This is a genomic window from Ruminococcus sp. AF31-8BH (assembly GCF_003460605.1).
In the GTDB taxonomy this organism is placed as follows: Bacteria; Bacillota; Clostridia; order Lachnospirales; family Lachnospiraceae; genus Blautia_A; species Blautia_A acetigignens.
Genome location: NZ_QTVN01000006.1, coordinates 53,740 through 71,613, shown reverse-complemented (window position 1 = coordinate 71,613; position 17,874 = coordinate 53,740). Strand labels below are relative to the sequence as shown.

Sequence of the window (17,874 nt, the reverse complement as noted above, 5' to 3'; positions counted from 1 at the left end):
AGTAATAATAAAGTGAATTTATAAGAGTAGACCTGCATTTTGGGTGAATGACGCATAAAACAAATTTTATGTGTATTGCCCGAAATGCAGGTTTTTGTTTTGGCAGAACGGAATGGTGAACACTTGTCAGATCGTATTGTAAGAGATATTTTTTGTGAACGGACAGGAGTCAGGCTTTCTTTCTTGATATAGGTGTGATATGATGTTTGAATCAGATTTTCAATAAAATACACAAAAGAGGAGACACGCATATGATCTGGAAATTACTTTGGCTGTTTCTGGTCTATTCCTTTGCAGGATGGGCCCTTGAGACAGTTCTGGCATCCCTGAAACAGAAGAAATTTGCAAACCGAGGCATTATTAACGGACCTTTCTGTCTGGTCTATGGCTTCGGCGGATTCTTTATTACCGCGTTTACAAGGGAACTGACAGGCATCTGGCTGTTTATCGGCTCTGCCATTGTGGCATCCCTGGTGGAGTGGATTGCAGGGCATTTGATCGAGATGTGGTACCACGAGAGATGGTGGGATTACCGCAAAATGAAATGGAACCTGGATGGTTATATCAGTGTTCCTACTTCCTGTGTCTGGGGTCTTCTGGGCGTATTTGTCATCAAGATTGGAAACGAGCTTTGCATAAGCGTGTATGATCTGCTTCCTCAGCTGCTGGGCAGAATCCTGATTTTGGTGGTTCTGGGCGTTCTGGCAGTGGATGCGGGAGCTACCCTGACGATTCTTTTTGGACACAGCAAAAATCCGGAGAGATGGATCGCCACAGAGAAAAACCTGGATTCTGTGACCTGGAAGCTTGGAACAAAAATTGATGATTTTGTAAACCGACGAATTACCAAGGCTTATCCGCAGAAGCAGCATACAGAGAAAGAAGAGGCACATCCGGAAATTTTTGCTTATGGATGCAGTTTTTATAAGGTTGTGCTTTTGTTTTTTATCGGTGCCTTTCTGGGGGATATCACAGAGACCATTTTCTGCCGGATCACAGCTGGATATTGGATGAGCCGAAGCAGTGTGGTGTGGGGAGATTTCAGCATTGTGTGGGGACTTGCCATTGCGGCAGTTACTGCGCTGCTTTACCGCTATCGAAACCGCTCCGAGCAGTTCCTTTTCTGGATGGGAACCTTCCTTGGCGGCGCTTACGAATATATCTGCAGCGTGTTTACGGAAGCTGTATTTGGAACCGTGTTCTGGGATTACAGCGACATTCCTTTTAACCTTGCAGGAAGGATCAACCTTCTGTATTGCTTTTTCTGGGGCTTTGCCGCAGTGGCATGGTTCAAGATCCTTTACCCCAGAGTTTCCCGCCTGATCGAGAAAATCCCGGTAAAACCAGGCAAGATCATCACCTGGCTTCTTCTGATCTTCATGCTTGCTGATGGGGTGGTTTCCAGTGCTGCTCTTGCCCGTTATAATACCAGAAGCAATGGAATAGAGGCTTCCAATAGTTTTGAAAGCTGGGTAGATGAACACTTTGACGATGCACGGATGGCGAAAATTTATCCAAAGGCAAAGCAGGTGGGATAAAATCTGGTACGAATTGTTAAAACAATGTAAGCAGTGTAAAGAATTAAAAAAAGAACCGGATACACATGTGATTATCCTGTTAAATGTGCGTCAAATGACAGAAAACCCTATTGTTTTCTGAAAATTAGAATGCTATACTCCTTTCGGACAGGGAAATAAGGGCCCGCAAGTTTCCTTCCCCCACATCTGAAAGGAGTATTTGATTATTATGAAAAGAAAATATATCGCCGCAGTTTTAACTGTTTTTGCCATGACCACCGTTTGTTCCACAGCATTTGCATCCACCGAGCATTACACAGACAGCAGTATTGTTGGTGCTGAGACAGGCTGGGATGAATGGGTAGCAAACTGGGATGAGACCGCTTCTGATTTTACCAAGGTTTCCCTTACCCCAGGAAAAGACGACACCGAACTGAATTTCGCATGGTACAGTGAAAAGACAGATGCAGCTGCAACACCTGTTGTTCATTTCGGAACAGACAAGGATGCTCTGGATACGTTCGAAGGAACTTCAGGAGAAGTAGACCAGGATCTCACAGGCGATAAAGCTTACGAATACAACCACGTAACCGTTACAGGACTTGAGCCGAACACCACATATTATTATACGGTTGAGAAAAACGGTGAGCAGACCGAGCCTGTTGAATATACAACCAAGAGCACTGATACCGTAAAAATGATCTACGTAGGTGACCCGCAGGTAGGTGCTTCCAAAGGCCAGACCCAGGACGGCGCAGAGCTGGTTCCAGATGACGGTGCTGCAAACACAGCCGCAAGAAACGACGGATTTTCCTGGAACCGTACTTTAAACACTGCACTTGCTGAAAATCCAGACGTAAACTTTGTAATTTCCGCAGGTGATCAGGTAAACAAAACAGGTGCAGCAAAGGAAGAAGAGTACGCTTCCTATTTAAGCGCAGACGCTCTTACAAGTCTTCCGGTAGCAACTACCATCGGAAACCACGATTCCCTGAATCCGGACTATGCATACCATTTCAACAACCCGAACAACACAGAAAATGGAAAAACAGCAGCTGGCGGTGACTATTACTACAGCTATGGCGACGGACTTTTCATTGTTCTGAACACCAACAACTACAACGTAGCAGAGCATCAGAATACCATCGAGGAAGCAGTAAAAGCTTACCCGGATGCAACCTGGCGTGTGGTTACCATCCATCAGGATATTTACGGTTCCGGTCTTGACCACTCTGATACAGACGGAATGATCCTTCGTACACAGCTCACTCCAATCTTTGACGCAAACGATATTGACGTAGTGCTTCAGGGACATGACCACACCTACAGCCGTTCCAAACTTCTTTACGGTGACGGACAGACCCATCAGAGCTATGAGTTCAGTCTGAATGCAGATGGAACAGATTATGACTGGGATCATGCTGCAAATGTAGAGACAGGCGAGCAGATTACTTTAAATCCGGAAGATGGAGATACAGAAGCACAGGCAGCACTTGATGCATTCCACGAAGACAACCAGTGTTACACCATCGAGGAGGTGGACGGAAATACAGTAACCGATCCCCAGGGAACCCTTTACATGACCGCAAACTCCGCTTCCGGTTCCAAGTTCTATGAGCTGGTTTCCACACAGCAGGATTACATCGCAGCCCGCAGCCAGAACTGGCTTCCAAGTTATTCTATCATCACAATGGATGCAGCGAAATTCTCCATTGACACTTATCAGATCACAGATGACGGCAGCGTTGAGGCAATTGACGATACCTTTACCATCGAGAAGACTGCGAAATAAATTACAGTCTGGATGTAACTTTTCAAAGGCAATGTTTTACGAAATGTTTTGTGAACAAAGTTTGCCTCTGAAAAGTTGACAGAAATCAAAAATATGCAATAGAAATGAGTAATAAAATGAATCAGATGCAAAACAAAAACAACGCCGGACTTCGCTTTTCCCAAAAAGCAGTCTGGCGCTGTATCTTAGGATTGATCATTGTTATATTTGGAATTTTTGTTTACTTTTTGAATCAGGTAGACAAAACAGAGCTGGTTGTCCGCACGGGACAGACCTTCGAAAAAGCAGAAGTAACGGAAATTCTCCAGGACAATCTGGAAGAAAACGGTACCAGAGTGGGAGAGCAGAGAGTGCGGGTGCACATGCTCACAGGTGTCCGCAAAGGGGAAGATCTTGAAATAACCAGCAGCTCCGGTTATCTGTTCGGTGCTGCATGTAAAGTTGGAATGAAAGTAATCGTTATGCAAAGTGTAGCAGGAGAGACCACCATCGCCAGTGTCTACACCCAGGACAGAGAGTGGGTCATCTACATTTTTGCGGCGCTTTATCTGCTGGCGTTGTGCGTCATAGGCGGACGTCAGGGTATAAAAGGATGCATTGGGCTGGTGTTCACATTTTTCTGCGTGATCTTCGTGTATCTGCCTATGATCTACCGGAATATTTCTCCTTTTGGAGCTGCGGTATTTGTGTGCTTCATCACTACGCTGGTGACCATGTATATGATTGGCGGCGCAACAAGAAAAACCATAGCAGCGACTCTGGGAACTGTGGCAGGCGTTGTGATTGCCGGAATTTCCGCCCAGCTTTTCAGCATGGCATCGGGAATCACAGGCTACAATGTTTCGGATATTGAAACTTTGATGACGCTGTGGAATACAAACGGCATTCAGGTGGGAGGGCTTCTTTTCTCCGGGCTTTTGATTTCCTGCCTTGGTGCAGTGATGGATGTGGCAATGTCCGTGTGCAGTTCCATGTATGAGATTTACGCCCAGAATCTGAGTATGAGCCGTGGGGCACTGTTTAAAGCAGGAATGCACGTGGCGAGGGATATGATGGGAACGGACAGCAATACGTTGATTTTGGCTTTTGCAGGAAGCAGTGTGAGCATGCTGCTTCTGGATTATGCTTATGATCTTCCTTACCAGCAGATTATCAACTCCAATAATATCGGAATCGCTATTATGCAAGGACTTGCAGGAAGCTTTGGAATTGTGCTGTCTGTGCCGCTTACGGTTTTGATCTGTACGTTCCTGTATCATGGGAAAGTTTTGCGTAAGGCAGAATAAAGCTTTATTATAATACCCGGCGCTTTTACAGTTGATGCTTTACTGTAAAATGCGCCCTTTTTAATTCTCTTTATTATTTTCCTTTTTTAATCGAATGAATGTTTGCTTTTTGCTCAGGGATATGGTATGATGACAAAGAATTTTAATCTCTTCTTTTTTAGAGGAAGTAATTTTGCAAAACATATTTTCAGGAGGCACTTATGATCTCATTCATCCGCGGAACCGTAGCTGATCTCACGGAAACCTCTGTAATCGTGGAATCCGGTTACATCGGTTTTGAAATAAATATGACAGGAAACGCCCTTGCCCAGCTTCACATTGGCCAGGAAGTGAAGCTTCACACCTATTTCCAGGTGAGAGAGGACGCTATGGTGCTCTACGGATTTTTCAATAAAGATGATTTGCAGGTGTTCAAGCTTCTGCTGGGGGTAAACGGTGTGGGACCTAAGGCTGCGCTTGGCGTACTTGCTGGAATTACCGCCGATGAGCTTCGTTTCGCAGTGCTCTCCGATGATGTGAAGACCCTTTCCAAGGCTCCCGGCATTGGCAAGAAAACAGCCCAGAAGCTGATCCTGGAACTGAAAGATAAATTAAGCCTGGAAGAAGCCTTTGAGCAGAAGCTTGCCAACGAACAGGCGGGAGCAGCTGCGGCTGCCACAGGAGCCGGAATGACGGATGCCAAGCAGGAAGCAGTGGAAGCGCTGGTTGCCCTTGGCTACAGCAGCACCGATGCCCTTCGCGCAGTGCGCAAGGTGACGGACGCCGAGGCGGCAGACGTAGAATCTATTTTGAAGGCTGCTCTGAAAAATTTCTAGCGTGCCCCAAAATCATTCCCGCAATCTGCAAGCCCCACTTTGCGGTATATTTTGCAGAAAGCCTTTTTCAAACAGGCTCTAAGCAGAATTTTGTATGTAACTGTGAAGACATAAGCGGTTACAATTCGTTTATATGAATATAAGAGGTAAATAATGGACAATCGCATTATAACAACAGACGTCATGGAAGAGGATTTTTCCCTGGAGGGAAATCTCCGTCCTCAGACCCTGGACGAATACATTGGTCAGGAAAAGACCAAAAACACCCTGAAGATCTATATAGAAGCTGCCAAGCAGCGCCACGATTCCCTGGATCACGTCCTTTTCTACGGCCCTCCCGGGCTTGGAAAGACCACGCTTTCCGGGATTATTGCCAATGAGATGGGCGTACACATGAAGGTTACTTCCGGTCCTGCTATTGAGAAACCAGGTGAAATGGCAGCAATCCTGAACAATCTTCAGGAGGGAGATATCCTTTTTGTGGACGAGATCCACCGCCTGAACCGTCAGGTAGAGGAGGTTCTCTACCCGGCAATGGAGGACTTCGCCATCGACATTATGATTGGAAAAGGTGCCTCCGCCCGCTCCATCCGTCTGGATCTGCCCAAATTTACCCTTGTAGGAGCCACCACAAGAGCCGGACTTTTGTCCGCGCCTCTCCGTGACCGCTTCGGTGTCATCCACCATTTGGAATTTTACAGCAAAAAAGAACTTACTACCATTATTATGCGTTCCGCTCAGGTTCTTGGCGTGGAAATTGACGTGAAAGGCGCCGGTGAGATCGCCATGCGTTCCCGCGGAACCCCAAGACTTGCCAACCGTCTTCTAAAGCGCGTCCGTGATTTTGCCCAGGTAAAATACGATGGCAGGATCACCTACGATGTGGCCTGTTTTGCCCTGAATCTGCTGGAAGTAGACCAGTACGGACTGGATAAGCTGGACCGCCAGATCCTCAACACCCTGATTGTGAACTTCAAAGGCGGCCCTGTAGGCCTTGACACCCTGGCCGCCGCCATCGGAGAAGATTCCGGCACCCTGGAAGATGTCTACGAGCCCTACCTGCTGAAAAACGGCTTTTTAAACCGCACCCCCCGCGGCCGAATGGCCTCCGCCCTCGCCTACGAACACCTGGGATTTCCTGTTCCTGAAACATAAAAAACAAACTTTTGTAAAAATTCCCTATACTTTTCTACATTTTTCGATTATAATAGGGATGCTTACATAATTGAAAATGAGAAAACGAAGTCCGATAACCGGAAATTGGATTCGGAATTTGATAAAAGATACAGGAGGCTTGAACGAATGGCGGTCAAGAATACAGCACAGGTGATCATCGGGGGTAAGATCATTACCCTGGGAGGATATGAATCAGAGGAATATTTCCAGCAGGTTGCATCATATATGAATAAGAAGATAGGAGAGCTGGAGACTGTGCCAGGATACGGCAGACAGCCTATGGAGACCAAGCATATGCTTCTCAGCCTGAACATTACAGACGACTATTTCAAGGCGAAGAAGCAGGTAGAGACCTATGAACTGGACTTGCAGCAGAAGGATCAGGAGATGTATGACCTGAAGCATGAGCTGATCTCCCTTCGCATGCAGATCGAGGAAGCACAGAAGAACGAGCAGGAAGCTCTGGACGAGAAGAATCTTCTGGAAGGCAAGGTTAAGGAACTGGAAAAAGAACTGGATGAAATGCTGAAGTAAAAAGCAGGAGGGATTGCCTAGGTGATTCCTCTTTTCTCTTTTATAACCACAATCTGGAATTGGAGGAAATACTTTGAAACGAAATATAGAGTTGCTGGCGCCAGCAGGCTCCTACGAGGGCTTTGAGGCGGCACTTGGGGCAGGCGCAGACGCCGTCTACGTAGGCGGTTCCATGTTCGGGGCCAGAGCATACGCACAGAATTTTACCCAGGAAGAGCTTCTGAAGGCCATTGACACGGCCCACATTCATGGAAGGAAGCTTTACCTTACAGTCAATACATTATTGAAGAACAGAGAACTAAAAGGAGAATTGATTGCCTATCTGACGCCATACTATGAGGCTGGACTGGATGCGGTGATCGTGCAGGATATGGGCGTGTTTGCGGTTTTGAAGCAGGAATTTCCGGGACTTCACCTTCACGCCAGCACCCAGATGACGGTCACAGGTCCGGAAGGCATGAAGTTTCTGGCAGCGCAGGGAGCCACCCGCGTGGTTGCCGCAAGAGAGCTTTCCCTGGAGGAGCTTTCCCGGATGCATCAGGCAAGCCCTATTGAGATCGAGGCCTTTGTGCACGGCGCCCTTTGCTACAGCTACTCCGGCCAGTGCCTGATGAGCAGCCTTCTGGGCGGCAGAAGCGGAAACCGCGGACGCTGCGCACAGCCCTGCAGGCTTCCTTACCAGGTGAAGAACTTTAAGACCCGGGACTACGGCAAAGGGGAATTTTGCCCCTTAAGCCTGAAGGACATCTGTACCATTGAGATTTTGCCCCAGATTATCGAAGCTGGCGTGACTTCCCTTAAGATTGAGGGAAGAATGAAGCAGCCTTCCTACACAGCTGGCGTTACAGGCATGTACCGGAAATATCTGGACCTTCTTTTTGAAAAAGGCCAGGAGAACTACCAGGTAAGCGAAAAAGACAGAAAATATCTTCTGGACCTGTTTAATCGCGGCGGTTCCTGCACAGGATATTACCAGATGGGAAACGGTCCCCAGATGATGGCATTTACCAATGAGAAAAAGACCGGAGAAGTATCCCTGCAGCCGAAGACTCTTAAGGAGCCCATAAAAGGCGAGCTCAGTCTTTTCCCGGAATCCCCTGTGTTTCTTACGGTATCATGCCGGGGCGAGAGTGCTGCCGCATTTCTTGGAGAAGTCCAGTATGCCAAGAGCCAGCCTGTAACCGAGGAACGCATCCGCCAGCAGATGGACAAGCTTGGAAATACGCCTTTTGTCTGGGAAGGCTTGGATATCCAGATGGGAGAGAGCATTTTTGTCCCGATGAAGACTCTGAATGAGGCCCGTCACCAGGCGCTGGAAGAATTGCAGGAGAAGCTGCTTGAGAAATACAGAAGAGATAAAGCGGAAAAAATGATAGAAGCGGAGATGAAGCCAGAAGAATCTGCCAGCAGTACAGAAAGATCGGCTTCAAATTACGTTTCCTATGGTGTAGAAGGAGCAATCCCAGTCTACGCTTCCTGCGAAACCGATGAGGCAGCAGAGATTCTCTGCCGGGAAAAAGGAATCCAGGGCATTTACCTGCCTTACCTGCTGATGGAGAAATACCTTCAGGCAGGCCTTTCCCAGGGCAAAGAGATGTACCTTTCCCTTCCTCACATTACAAGAGGAAATCCGCCCAAGGGCTATCTGGACCAGATCCAGAAATGGCTGAAAGAAGGCATGACAGGTCTTCTGGTGCGGAACCTGGAATCCTACAGCCGTCTGGCAGAGCTTGGATTTTCTGAGAAATGCGTGCTGGATCATTCCCTTTATACATGGAATGATGAGGCCATTCATTTCTGGAAAAATCAGAAGATACTTCGAAATACCGTTCCCCTGGAATTAAATGAGAAGGAGCTTCGCCACAGGGAAAATGCTGGCAGCGAGGTGATTGTATACGGCAGGCTTCCCCTGATGCACAGCGCCCAGTGTGTCCGCAAGAACACTACAGGCTGCAATCGCCAGGAGGACAGGCTGGTTCTGAAGGACCGCTATGACAAGGAATTTCCTGTAGTCTGTTACTGTCACCCCTGGAAAACCGGAAATACAAAGCCGGAAGGCCCCTGTTATAATATCATCTACAACAGTCTTCCCTACGGCCTGTTAAAAGAGGCGGACAAGGTGAAGGCGCTTGGGGTATCTGCCGTGCGGCTGTCCTTTACCATAGAGAGTGCCGGACAGACACAGCAGATCCTGGAAGATTTTGTAGCTGCCTATCGGGAAGGCAGGGTATCCCGGGAATATGAGTTTACAAAAGGTCATTTTAAAAGAGGAGCCGAGTAAAGGCGTATGATTAATATTGTTGTTGAGTTATCCAAATATGTGATCCTTACACTGATGATCATATATACAATTTTGTGCTACTATCTGGTGGTGGGGAAACACGCATCCGACAGGAAAGGGCTTTTGCAGACCCAGATTTCCCTTACCTTTTTTCTGGATTTCACCGCGTTTCTGGTAGTATTTCTGAAAACCTTTGATTTTAAGGTGGCAGTATTTTATGCGGAGATGATGGTGTATTTCGCGGCGATCCTGATTTTATACCGCAGGATTTATAAGAATGCATCCATGCTTCTTCTGAATAATATGTGCATGCTGCTCAGCGTAGGCTTTATTATGCTGTGCAGGCTGGACATCGCTTCTGCCAATAAGCAGCTTCTGATCGTTGCCTGCGGAAGTGCGGTAGCACTGGTGATTCCGGTTATGATCCGGAAGATGAAATTTCTGAAGGACCTTACCTGGATCTATGCAGGCGTGGGCGTTGTCCTTCTGGCAGCCGTTCTTGTGCTGGCCCAGACCAGCTATGGTGCGAAGCTTTCCCTTATGGGCATTCAGCCCTCTGAGGTGATCAAGCTTACTTTTGTGTTCTTTATGGCATCCCTTCTTGCAAGGGAAGTTACCTTTAAGAAAGTAGTTCTGGCAACGGTGGTGGCTGGTCTTCACGTGGGAATCCTGGTGCTTTCCAGAGACCTGGGAAGTGCGGTGATCTTCTTTGTTGCCTACATGGTGATGATCTATGTGTCTACCAGGAAGCCGGTCTATCTGGGAATCGGACTGGCAGGAGGCGCTGTGGGATCTGTGATCGCCTATCACCTGTTCGGACATGTGCGGGAGCGAGTCAGCGCCTGGAAGGATCCTATGGCGGTATATCAGAATGAGGGATACCAGATCGTGCAGTCTCTGTTTGCAATCGGGACCGGCGGATGGTTTGGCATGGGACTTTGCCAGGGATCCCCGGAGAAAATTCCGGTTGTAAAGAATGACTTTATTTTCAGTGCGATCTGCGAGGAGCTGGGCGGTATTTTTGCAATCTGCCTGATCCTTGTGTGCATGAGCTTTTTCCTTACCATTGTGGAGATTGCCCTGCAGATTAAGAATCCGTTTTATAAACTGATCGCCATTGGACTTGGCACGGAATATGCATTCCAGGTATTTCTCACCATCGGCGGAGCTACCAAATTCATTCCGATGACAGGTGTGACCCTTCCGCTGGTAAGCTACGGAGGAAGCTCCATTATGTGTATGATCCTGATGATTGCCATTATCCAGGGCCTGTATATTTATAGAGAGGACGAGGACGAAGAAATTGAGAGACATCGACGAGAAGCGGCGAAGAGAGCGAGACAGAGAGCTGCTGAAGCAGCGGCAGAAAGAGATTACTAAAAAGCGCAAAGCCAGAAATAAAGAGTATACCTTTGTTTCCATTTTCTTTGGGATCATCTTTATCAGTATGATCGGGTATCTGATATATTTCGACGGCATCAAAAGCGATGACTTTATTAACAGCCCCTACAACACCAGGCAGGATTCTTTTTCTGACCGGGTAGTCCGGGGCAAGATTATGTCTGCAGACGGTCAGGTGCTGGCGCAGACCAATGTGAGCGAGGACGGGACTGAGACACGTAATTATCCTTATTCCAACGTGTTTTCTCATGTTGTGGGCTATGATTCCAATGGGAAAAGCGGACTGGAGTCAGAGGCGAATTTTACGCTGCTGACCTCTCACTCCTTTTTCCTTACCCAGCTGAAGAATGAGTTTTTGAATACCAAGAACACAGGAGATACGGTTATTTCCACCTTGAATGCCAATCTTCAGAATGTGGCATATAATGCCCTTGGAGATCGAAGAGGCGCTGTGGTGGTGATTGAACCATCCACAGGCAAGCGTCTTGTGGAGGTGAGCAAGCCTGACTTTGATCCCAATACCATAGCACAGAACTGGCAGACGCTTGTAAATGATGAGAATGACAGCAGCCTTTTGAATCGTGCTACCAATGGTGCATATCCTCCCGGCTCCACCTTTAAGGTGGTTACAGCCCTTGACTATTTCAGAACCAAGGGAACCTTTGAGGGATACAATTATCTCTGCGAGGGAAGTATTACCTTGGAGGATCATACCATTCATTGTTATCACAATACAGTTCACGGACAGGAGGATTTCTACAGTGCCTTTGCCAATTCCTGTAACTGTGCATTTGCCAGTATCGGAGTTGATCTGGGCGGTGCTTCCCTTCGCCGGACTGCAGAGGATCTTCTGTTTAACAAAAGCCTGCCCTTGAACGCTTATCGGACCAGCAGCTTTTCACTGGACAAGAAATCCGTGACACCTCTTATTATGCAGACGGCTATCGGACAGGGAAATACGCTTGTATCGCCTATGCATATGGCTCTGATCACCTGTGCAATTGCAAATGATGGTGTGCTTATGAAGCCATATCTGATTGATGAGGTTGTCAATGACAGCAATGACACGGTAAAAAAGACAGAGCCTGTTCCTTATAAGAGACTGATGAGCTCCAACGAAGCCAATCTTCTGGGTAAGCTGATGAAACAGGTTGTAGATTCCGGTACAGCCTCATCCCTTTCCGGCAGAAGCTATACAGTGGCAGGAAAGACCGGTTCCGCAGAATTTGATGAGGAAGGCCACAGCCATTCCTGGTTCATCGGTTATTCCAATGTGGACGACCCGGATCTTGTGGTAGCTGTGATCGTAGAGAACGGCGGTTCCGGAAGTGAGGCCGCTGTGCCCATCGCAGGCCAGATTTTTGATGCATATTATGCAAACAAATAACAGATGCTGTAATTATTATAATATATTTTTTGTAAACGAAGATTCCCTGTTGCCAGTTTTCTGAAAAAGAGGTATACTATAAACAGTTTAGAAAACACACGCATTACAGGAGGATTGCAGCATGATAGAAGCAAAGAGCTGTGGCGGTGTGGTAATTCATCGAGGTAAGATTCTAGCGTTATATAAGTCTTACAAAAACCGTTACGAGGGCTGGGTTTTACCCAAAGGAACCGTAGAGCCCGGAGAGACCCATGAACAGACCGCATTGCGGGAAGTCAAGGAAGAAGCTGATGTGAGAGCCTCCATTGTGAAATATGTGGGAAAGAGCCAGTATAATTTCACAGTGCCGGAGGACATGGTCAACAAAGAGGTACATTGGTATCTTATGACGGCGGATAATTATCATAGCAAGCCTCAAAGAGAGGAATTTTTCGTGGATTCAGGATACTATAAATTCCACGAAATCTACCATCTGCTCCGCTTTGCAAATGAGAAGCAGATTGTTGAGAAGGCATATCAGGAATATCTGGAGCTTAGAAGTGCCGGATTATGGGATCGGCAGCAGAAGTATTTCTGAGGAATGCGAAGATGCAATCATAAAGGCTGCGTAGTCTTGTTACGCAGCCTTTTTGCAAACATAAGATTCATTTTTTGTTTACTGGTTTAAATTTGGGAAGAAAGGGAAATCATTCTATAACAAAGGAGTGTTGTACCAGATATGCTGAAATGGCAGGAAGACTATTATGTTGGGGAAGGAATCAAGGACGCAGAGAAGACGAAGAAACGCATTGATGCAGGCAAGGTTGCACTTGGCGTGTATCTTGTCACATTGTCTGAGAATCCGGGAAATCTTCTGGAGATCATTCCATCCTATATGCTGATCCAGAAGAGTTATTATGCCAAGTGTCCGGAGATTATCGGCATGGCGAAGGGCAAAGATGAAGCAACTGATCTGGCTGTGGATATCGTGAAGAATATTTACGGTGAGACAGGGGCATTTCAGGTAAAAGAATATTTTAAGAACAGGTGAGCGCATGTTACATATACTGTGGATCCTCATAAAGTTTATATTGATTCTTCTGGGAATCCTGCTGGGACTTGTGCTGCTGGCGGTTTTGCTGGTTCTGTTCTGCCCGGTGCGGTACAGTGCGGCCGCCGCGAAGGAAGGCGACAGCTTTAAGGAAGCCGAAATCGAAGCCAGGGTAAGCTGGCTGTTTCGTGCGATCGGCGTCCGGTTCTTTTTCAAGAACGGAGAGCAGAAGCTTGTGATTACCCTGTTTGGGATTTCACTGGATCAGATCCGAGGGTGGCTGGATGGACTTGGAAAGCGGCGCAAGGCGCGTGGAAGGCGCAGAAGCCAAAGCCGGGGGCAGGGAAGCCGCGGGAAGACTGGCGCAAAGAGTGGGAAGCCGGTTGCCGATAGTGGAAAGGCTGCCGCAGATGACCAGAAAAAGTCCAGCAAACAAAAAGAACGAACACGCTCTGAGCCAGAGAAGTCATCGGAAAAGAAAGCGGAAGTAAAGGAAATCCAGGCAAAGGAATCAGAACTGCCGCATGAGAAAACAACGGAACCAGAAGCTGAAAGAACAGAAGAAGGCTCCGAAGCAGAATCCAGGAAAAAAGAAGAACAGCAGGAACCAATTCGCCAGGAGCCGTCAAGGGAAATGCCGGAGAAAAAATCACCGGATATTGTAAGAATAACGGTCAGCGAGAAGAAATCACCGGAAGCTGCGAATACAGAAGATGTTGCAGATGAAGTGCCAGAAGTAATTGAGGGAGAAACCTCGGAATCGGTCAACACAGAGTCCGGCAAGAGCCAACTTCCGGTTTTATTTACCCGTATCCGGGATATACTAACCAGGATCATAGGGCTTCCAGGGGCATTGTGGAGGAAAATCACTTCTTTTATAAAAGGCATCCTTGGGAAGATCCGGCACATCCGAAATACTATTGCCGGAATCCGAAGCAAGCTGGACTGGTGGAAGGAATTTCTTGGAAATGAGAAAACCAAAGCCGCAATCGCCCTGGTATGGAAAGATGCCAAAGGCCTGATCCACCACGTACTTCCAACTAAAGTGGAAGGCCAGGTTACTTTTGGCTGTGATGATCCATCCATTACAGGAACAGTTCTGGCGGTTCTTGGAATGACATTCCCATTCCATCAGAACCGAATTCAGGTCACTCCCCTTTTTGACGGGGAGAACCAGCTCACAGGAAATATATCTCTGAAAGGCCGGATTTATGGGATTATGTTTGTAAAGGCGGCACTTGAGATCTATATCAATAAAAATGTAAAATACGTCATCAACCGATGGAAGCATAAGGAGGACTAAACAATGGAAAACGAAAACAACTTCAAAGAAACAGTAAGCTCCCTGTTTAAAGGAATGGATGGCTTTGTAGCTGCCAAGACGGTAGTGGGAGACGCCATTCACGTAGGCGATACGATTATACTTCCGCTGGTGGACGTATCCTTTGGCGTAGGTGCCGGAGCTTTCGCAGGAGAGAAGAAGAACAACGGAGGCGGCGGTCTCGCCGGAAAAATGACTCCATGTGCCGTGCTGGTGATCCAGAATGGAACCACCAAGCTTGTCAACGTAAAGAATCAGGATGGACTGACCAAAGTTCTGGATATGGTTCCGGATTTTGTAAACCGCTTCGCACCTGGCGGAAGTGACAGCGCTGAGACTGCAGACTCTGAAGAAGAGTAAGCAAAAATACACCTGCAAGATGTGCATTGCAATTTGCAGATTCAATCCAGTGAAAGTGAAACAGGATTTTGGAATGTGTTTTTGCAGGTCAGAAGACAGAGAAAATCTGCAAAAGTGTTCAGAAGCGGTCTCCCTGCATAAAATATACTAAACCAAAGAGACAGGACTGTATAAGATATGGGAAAAGTTCTTGGGTTTATGCTGTTTTTTATCGGACTGGGGATGGTGATCGGACTTCTGGTGTCTGAGACCGTAGCGCTTCTGATCGCCGCAGCTCTGTGTCTGATGTGCGGATATCATCTATTCTGTAAATAAAACAGGCGTAGAAGGAAATGAAATCCTTTCTGCGCCTGTTTTTTTGCTCTTATTTTTATAAAAAAACAGCCCTCACATTTCTGTGAGGGCGGGTGTTACTTAGGCTCTTTCAACGTTTCCGGATCTTAAGCAGGAAGTACATACGTACATTTTCTTAGCTCCGTTCTCAGTTTTAACCTTAACGGATTTTACGTTTGATTTCCACATCTTATTGGATCTTCTATGGGAATGACTCACATTATTTCCGAAATGAGCACCTTTTTCACAAATTGCGCATTTAGCCATGATAGCACCTCCTTGACGCTTTTTTTCAACAGTTCATATTCTAACAGATGAAATTACATTTTGCAAGCAAAAAAAGGAAAATTTTAAAACAATTTTAAAATAAATTTGCTATTTGGTAAAATGCGTGCTAAAATTGGACGTTGTGTTATGGAAAGAAAAAGGGTATAATAGAGTATATACATTTTGAAAATCAAATTAATGGAGGTAAACCATATGAAGGGACGTATAGATTCCGGCCTTGGCCAGATCATTATTGATACGGATGTAATCGCTACTTATGCAGGAAGCGTTGCAGTAGAATGTTTCGGTATTATCGGTATGGCCGCTGTCAGCATGAAGGACGGCCTTGTGAAACTGCTCAGGAGAGATTCTCTGCAGCACGGTATTAATGTTAAGATCACAGAGGACAACAAGATCCGTCTGGATTTTCACGTGATCGTGGCGTATGGCGTAAATATCAGCACTATTGCAGATAATCTTGTAAATAATGTAAAATATAAAGTCGAGGCTTTTACAGGAATGGAGATCGAGAAGATCAACATTTATGTAGAAGGTGTTCGTGCAATAGATTAGGATTAGAGGAGGAAACTTGTGGTGGATAGACAGACCATAGATGCCAAGATACTTTCCAGAATGTTCCTGGCAGGAGCCAAGAACCTGGAAGCGAAGAAAGAATGGATCAACGAGCTGAATGTATTTCCGGTTCCAGATGGAGATACCGGTACGAATATGACCCTGACCATCATGTCAGCTGCATCGGAAGTAAGCGCTCTTGCAGACCCGGACATGGAGACCCTTGCCAAGGCAATTTCTTCCGGTTCCCTGCGCGGTGCCAGAGGTAACTCAGGCGTTATCCTTTCCCAGCTTCTTCGAGGCTTTACCAAGGGAACCAAGGGACATAAAGAGATGGATGCAGTGGTGATCGCTGCAGCTATGGAGAAGGCTGTGGAGACTGCATACAAAGCAGTTATGAAGCCGAAGGAAGGAACTATTCTTACCGTAGCCCGTGAGGCTGCTGTAAAGGCAACTGAGATCGCAGAGGAATCCGCGAACCTGGAGCTTTTCTTCCGCGCCATTTTTGAGCACGCAGAGAAGACTCTTGCACGTACACCGGAGATGCTTCCGGTCCTGAAGGAAGCTGGAGTCGTAGATTCCGGCGGACAGGGACTTCTTGAGGTATTCCGCGGCGCATTTGACGGCTACCTTGGCAAAGAAATCGACTACACTGCATTTGAGAAAGCTGCCCCTGCATCTTCTGTAACGAAGATTTCCCCGCAGGCAGAAGCAGAGATCAAGTTTGGCTACTGTACAGAGTTTATTATTCTTCTGGATAAGCCACTTCCAGATGAGGAAGTACACAGTTTCAAGGAATTTTTGATGTCCATCGGCGATTCTGTCGTTCTGGTAGCAGATGACGAGATCGTGAAAGTACACGTACACACCAATCATCCGGGACAGGCATTTGAGAAAGCCCTTACCTACGGTGCACTTTCCCGCATGAAGATCGATAATATGCGCGAGGAGCATCAGGAGAAGCTGATCAAGGATGCCCAGAAGCTTGCCAGGGAGCAGGAAGAGCAGGAGAAGAAGGATGCCGCTGCGAAGGCTGCCAAAGAGCGCAAGAAATACGGCTTCATCAGCGTTTCCGTTGGAGAGGGACTTTCTGCCCTGTTCAAAGAGCTGAATGTAGACTGGATTATCGAGGGCGGCCAGACCATGAACCCAAGTACTGAGGACATGCTGAACGCCATCGCAGAAGTAAACGCAGACACCATTTACATTTTCCCGAACAATAAGAATATTGTCCTTGCTGCAAATCAGGCAAGAGACCTGACCGAGGACAAGGAGATCGTAGTTGTTCCTACCAAGACCATTCCTCAGGGAATCACAGCTCTTATCAGCTTCCAGCCGGATATGACCGGAGAGGAGAACTTAGAGGGCATGATGGAAGCTGTCTCCATGGTGAAAACCGGACAGGTTACTTATGCGGTCCGCGACACCAGACTGGATGAGAAAGACATCCATGAGGGCGATATTATGGGAATCGGTGATCACGGAATCCTTGCAGTAGGCAAAGGCCGGGAAGCAGTTGCCAAGGAGATGGTAGCGGCTATGGTAGACGAGGATTCTGAGGTAATCAGCATTTACTATGGTGCCGAGACTTCCGAGGAGGCTGCCAATAAGCTTGCAGAAGAACTGGAAGAGACATATCCGGACTGCGAAGTAGAGGTAAACATGGGCGGACAGCCGATTTACTATTACATTATTTCTGTAGAATAAAGGAATGCCAGAGGGCAGTTGCTTCATATTCGCGATACAAGAAAGACAAAGAAGACTGCTGGATGCAGCCTGATTTTGGGGCGGGAATTTTTCC

At 47.0% G+C, this 17,874-nt stretch carries 17 protein-coding genes; 16 read left to right on the top strand and 1 reads right to left on the bottom strand.

Going from position 1 to position 17,874, the window contains the following annotated elements; all coding sequences use genetic code 11:
* The first annotated feature begins 251 nt into the window (after nt 1-251).
* The 14 genes from DWZ38_RS09075 (at nt 252) to DWZ38_RS22210 (ending at nt 15,215) form a co-directional block, all read left to right on the top strand.
* On the top strand, nt 252-1,538 hold the full coding sequence (locus DWZ38_RS09075) for a putative ABC transporter permease (protein WP_117851853.1): 1,287 nt from the start codon (nt 252-254) through the stop codon (nt 1,536-1,538).
* A gap of 208 nt (nt 1,539-1,746) precedes the next feature.
* Nucleotides 1,747-3,309: a fibronectin type III domain-containing protein gene (locus DWZ38_RS09070; RefSeq protein ID WP_117851848.1), complete on the top strand. Its 1,563-nt coding sequence runs from the start codon at nt 1,747-1,749 to the stop codon at nt 3,307-3,309.
* 116 nt (nt 3,310-3,425) lie between these two features.
* Nucleotides 3,426-4,595, top strand: a complete 1,170-nt coding sequence (locus DWZ38_RS09065; RefSeq protein WP_243000214.1) for a YibE/F family protein — start codon at nt 3,426-3,428, stop codon at nt 4,593-4,595.
* Nucleotides 4,596-4,795: 200 nt separating this feature from the next.
* Nucleotides 4,796-5,410 (top strand): Holliday junction branch migration protein RuvA, encoded by a 615-nt coding sequence (ruvA, locus tag DWZ38_RS09060; protein WP_117851845.1) that lies wholly within the window; start codon nt 4,796-4,798, stop codon nt 5,408-5,410.
* 153 nt (nt 5,411-5,563) lie between these two features.
* Nucleotides 5,564-6,565: a Holliday junction branch migration DNA helicase RuvB gene (gene ruvB / locus DWZ38_RS09055; RefSeq protein ID WP_021925519.1), complete on the top strand. Its 1,002-nt coding sequence runs from the start codon at nt 5,564-5,566 to the stop codon at nt 6,563-6,565.
* 147 nt (nt 6,566-6,712) lie between these two features.
* On the top strand, nt 6,713-7,120 hold the full coding sequence (locus DWZ38_RS09050) for a cell division protein ZapA (protein WP_021925518.1): 408 nt from the start codon (nt 6,713-6,715) through the stop codon (nt 7,118-7,120).
* Nucleotides 7,121-7,193: 73 nt separating this feature from the next.
* On the top strand, nt 7,194-9,401 hold the full coding sequence (locus tag DWZ38_RS09045; RefSeq protein ID WP_021925517.1) for a U32 family peptidase: 2,208 nt from the start codon (nt 7,194-7,196) through the stop codon (nt 9,399-9,401).
* 6 nt (nt 9,402-9,407) lie between these two features.
* A complete protein-coding gene (locus DWZ38_RS09040; protein ID WP_117851841.1) occupies nt 9,408-10,781 on the top strand; it encodes an FtsW/RodA/SpoVE family cell cycle protein in 1,374 nt (457 codons plus the stop codon).
* Complete coding sequence (locus tag DWZ38_RS09035) at nt 10,705-12,189, top strand: penicillin-binding transpeptidase domain-containing protein (RefSeq protein WP_173766598.1); 1,485 nt, start codon at nt 10,705-10,707, stop codon at nt 12,187-12,189. The genes DWZ38_RS09040 and DWZ38_RS09035 overlap by 77 nt, the downstream gene beginning before the upstream one ends.
* Before the next feature lie 121 nt (nt 12,190-12,310).
* Nucleotides 12,311-12,766 (top strand): NUDIX domain-containing protein, encoded by a 456-nt coding sequence (locus tag DWZ38_RS09030; protein ID WP_117851837.1) that lies wholly within the window; start codon nt 12,311-12,313, stop codon nt 12,764-12,766.
* A gap of 141 nt (nt 12,767-12,907) precedes the next feature.
* Nucleotides 12,908-13,219, top strand: a complete 312-nt coding sequence (locus DWZ38_RS09025) for a hypothetical protein (RefSeq protein ID WP_117851832.1) — start codon at nt 12,908-12,910, stop codon at nt 13,217-13,219.
* A 4-nt stretch (nt 13,220-13,223) separates the two neighbouring features.
* On the top strand, nt 13,224-14,522 hold the full coding sequence (locus tag DWZ38_RS22215; protein WP_178105308.1) for a hypothetical protein: 1,299 nt from the start codon (nt 13,224-13,226) through the stop codon (nt 14,520-14,522).
* 3 nt (nt 14,523-14,525) lie between these two features.
* Nucleotides 14,526-14,900: a GerW family sporulation protein gene (locus tag DWZ38_RS09015; protein WP_021925511.1), complete on the top strand. Its 375-nt coding sequence runs from the start codon at nt 14,526-14,528 to the stop codon at nt 14,898-14,900.
* A gap of 177 nt (nt 14,901-15,077) precedes the next feature.
* Complete coding sequence (locus DWZ38_RS22210; protein WP_178105307.1) at nt 15,078-15,215, top strand: hypothetical protein; 138 nt, start codon at nt 15,078-15,080, stop codon at nt 15,213-15,215.
* A 99-nt stretch (nt 15,216-15,314) separates the two neighbouring features.
* On the opposite strand, the gene rpmB is transcribed toward DWZ38_RS22210, so the two are convergent.
* Nucleotides 15,315-15,500, bottom strand: a complete 186-nt coding sequence (rpmB, locus tag DWZ38_RS09010) for a 50S ribosomal protein L28 (RefSeq protein WP_021925509.1) — start codon at nt 15,498-15,500, stop codon at nt 15,315-15,317.
* 213 nt (nt 15,501-15,713) lie between these two features.
* On the opposite strand from rpmB, the gene DWZ38_RS09005 reads away from it, so the two are divergent.
* Nucleotides 15,714-16,073 carry an Asp23/Gls24 family envelope stress response protein gene (locus tag DWZ38_RS09005; protein WP_117851829.1) on the top strand — a complete coding sequence of 120 codons (360 nt, stop codon included), beginning with the start codon at nt 15,714-15,716 and terminating at the stop codon, nt 16,071-16,073.
* Nucleotides 16,074-16,094: 21 nt separating this feature from the next.
* Nucleotides 16,095-17,780, top strand: coding sequence for a DAK2 domain-containing protein (locus tag DWZ38_RS09000; RefSeq protein ID WP_117852222.1), 1,686 nt, complete (start codon nt 16,095-16,097; stop codon nt 17,778-17,780).
* Nucleotides 17,781-17,874: the final 94 nt, after the last annotated feature.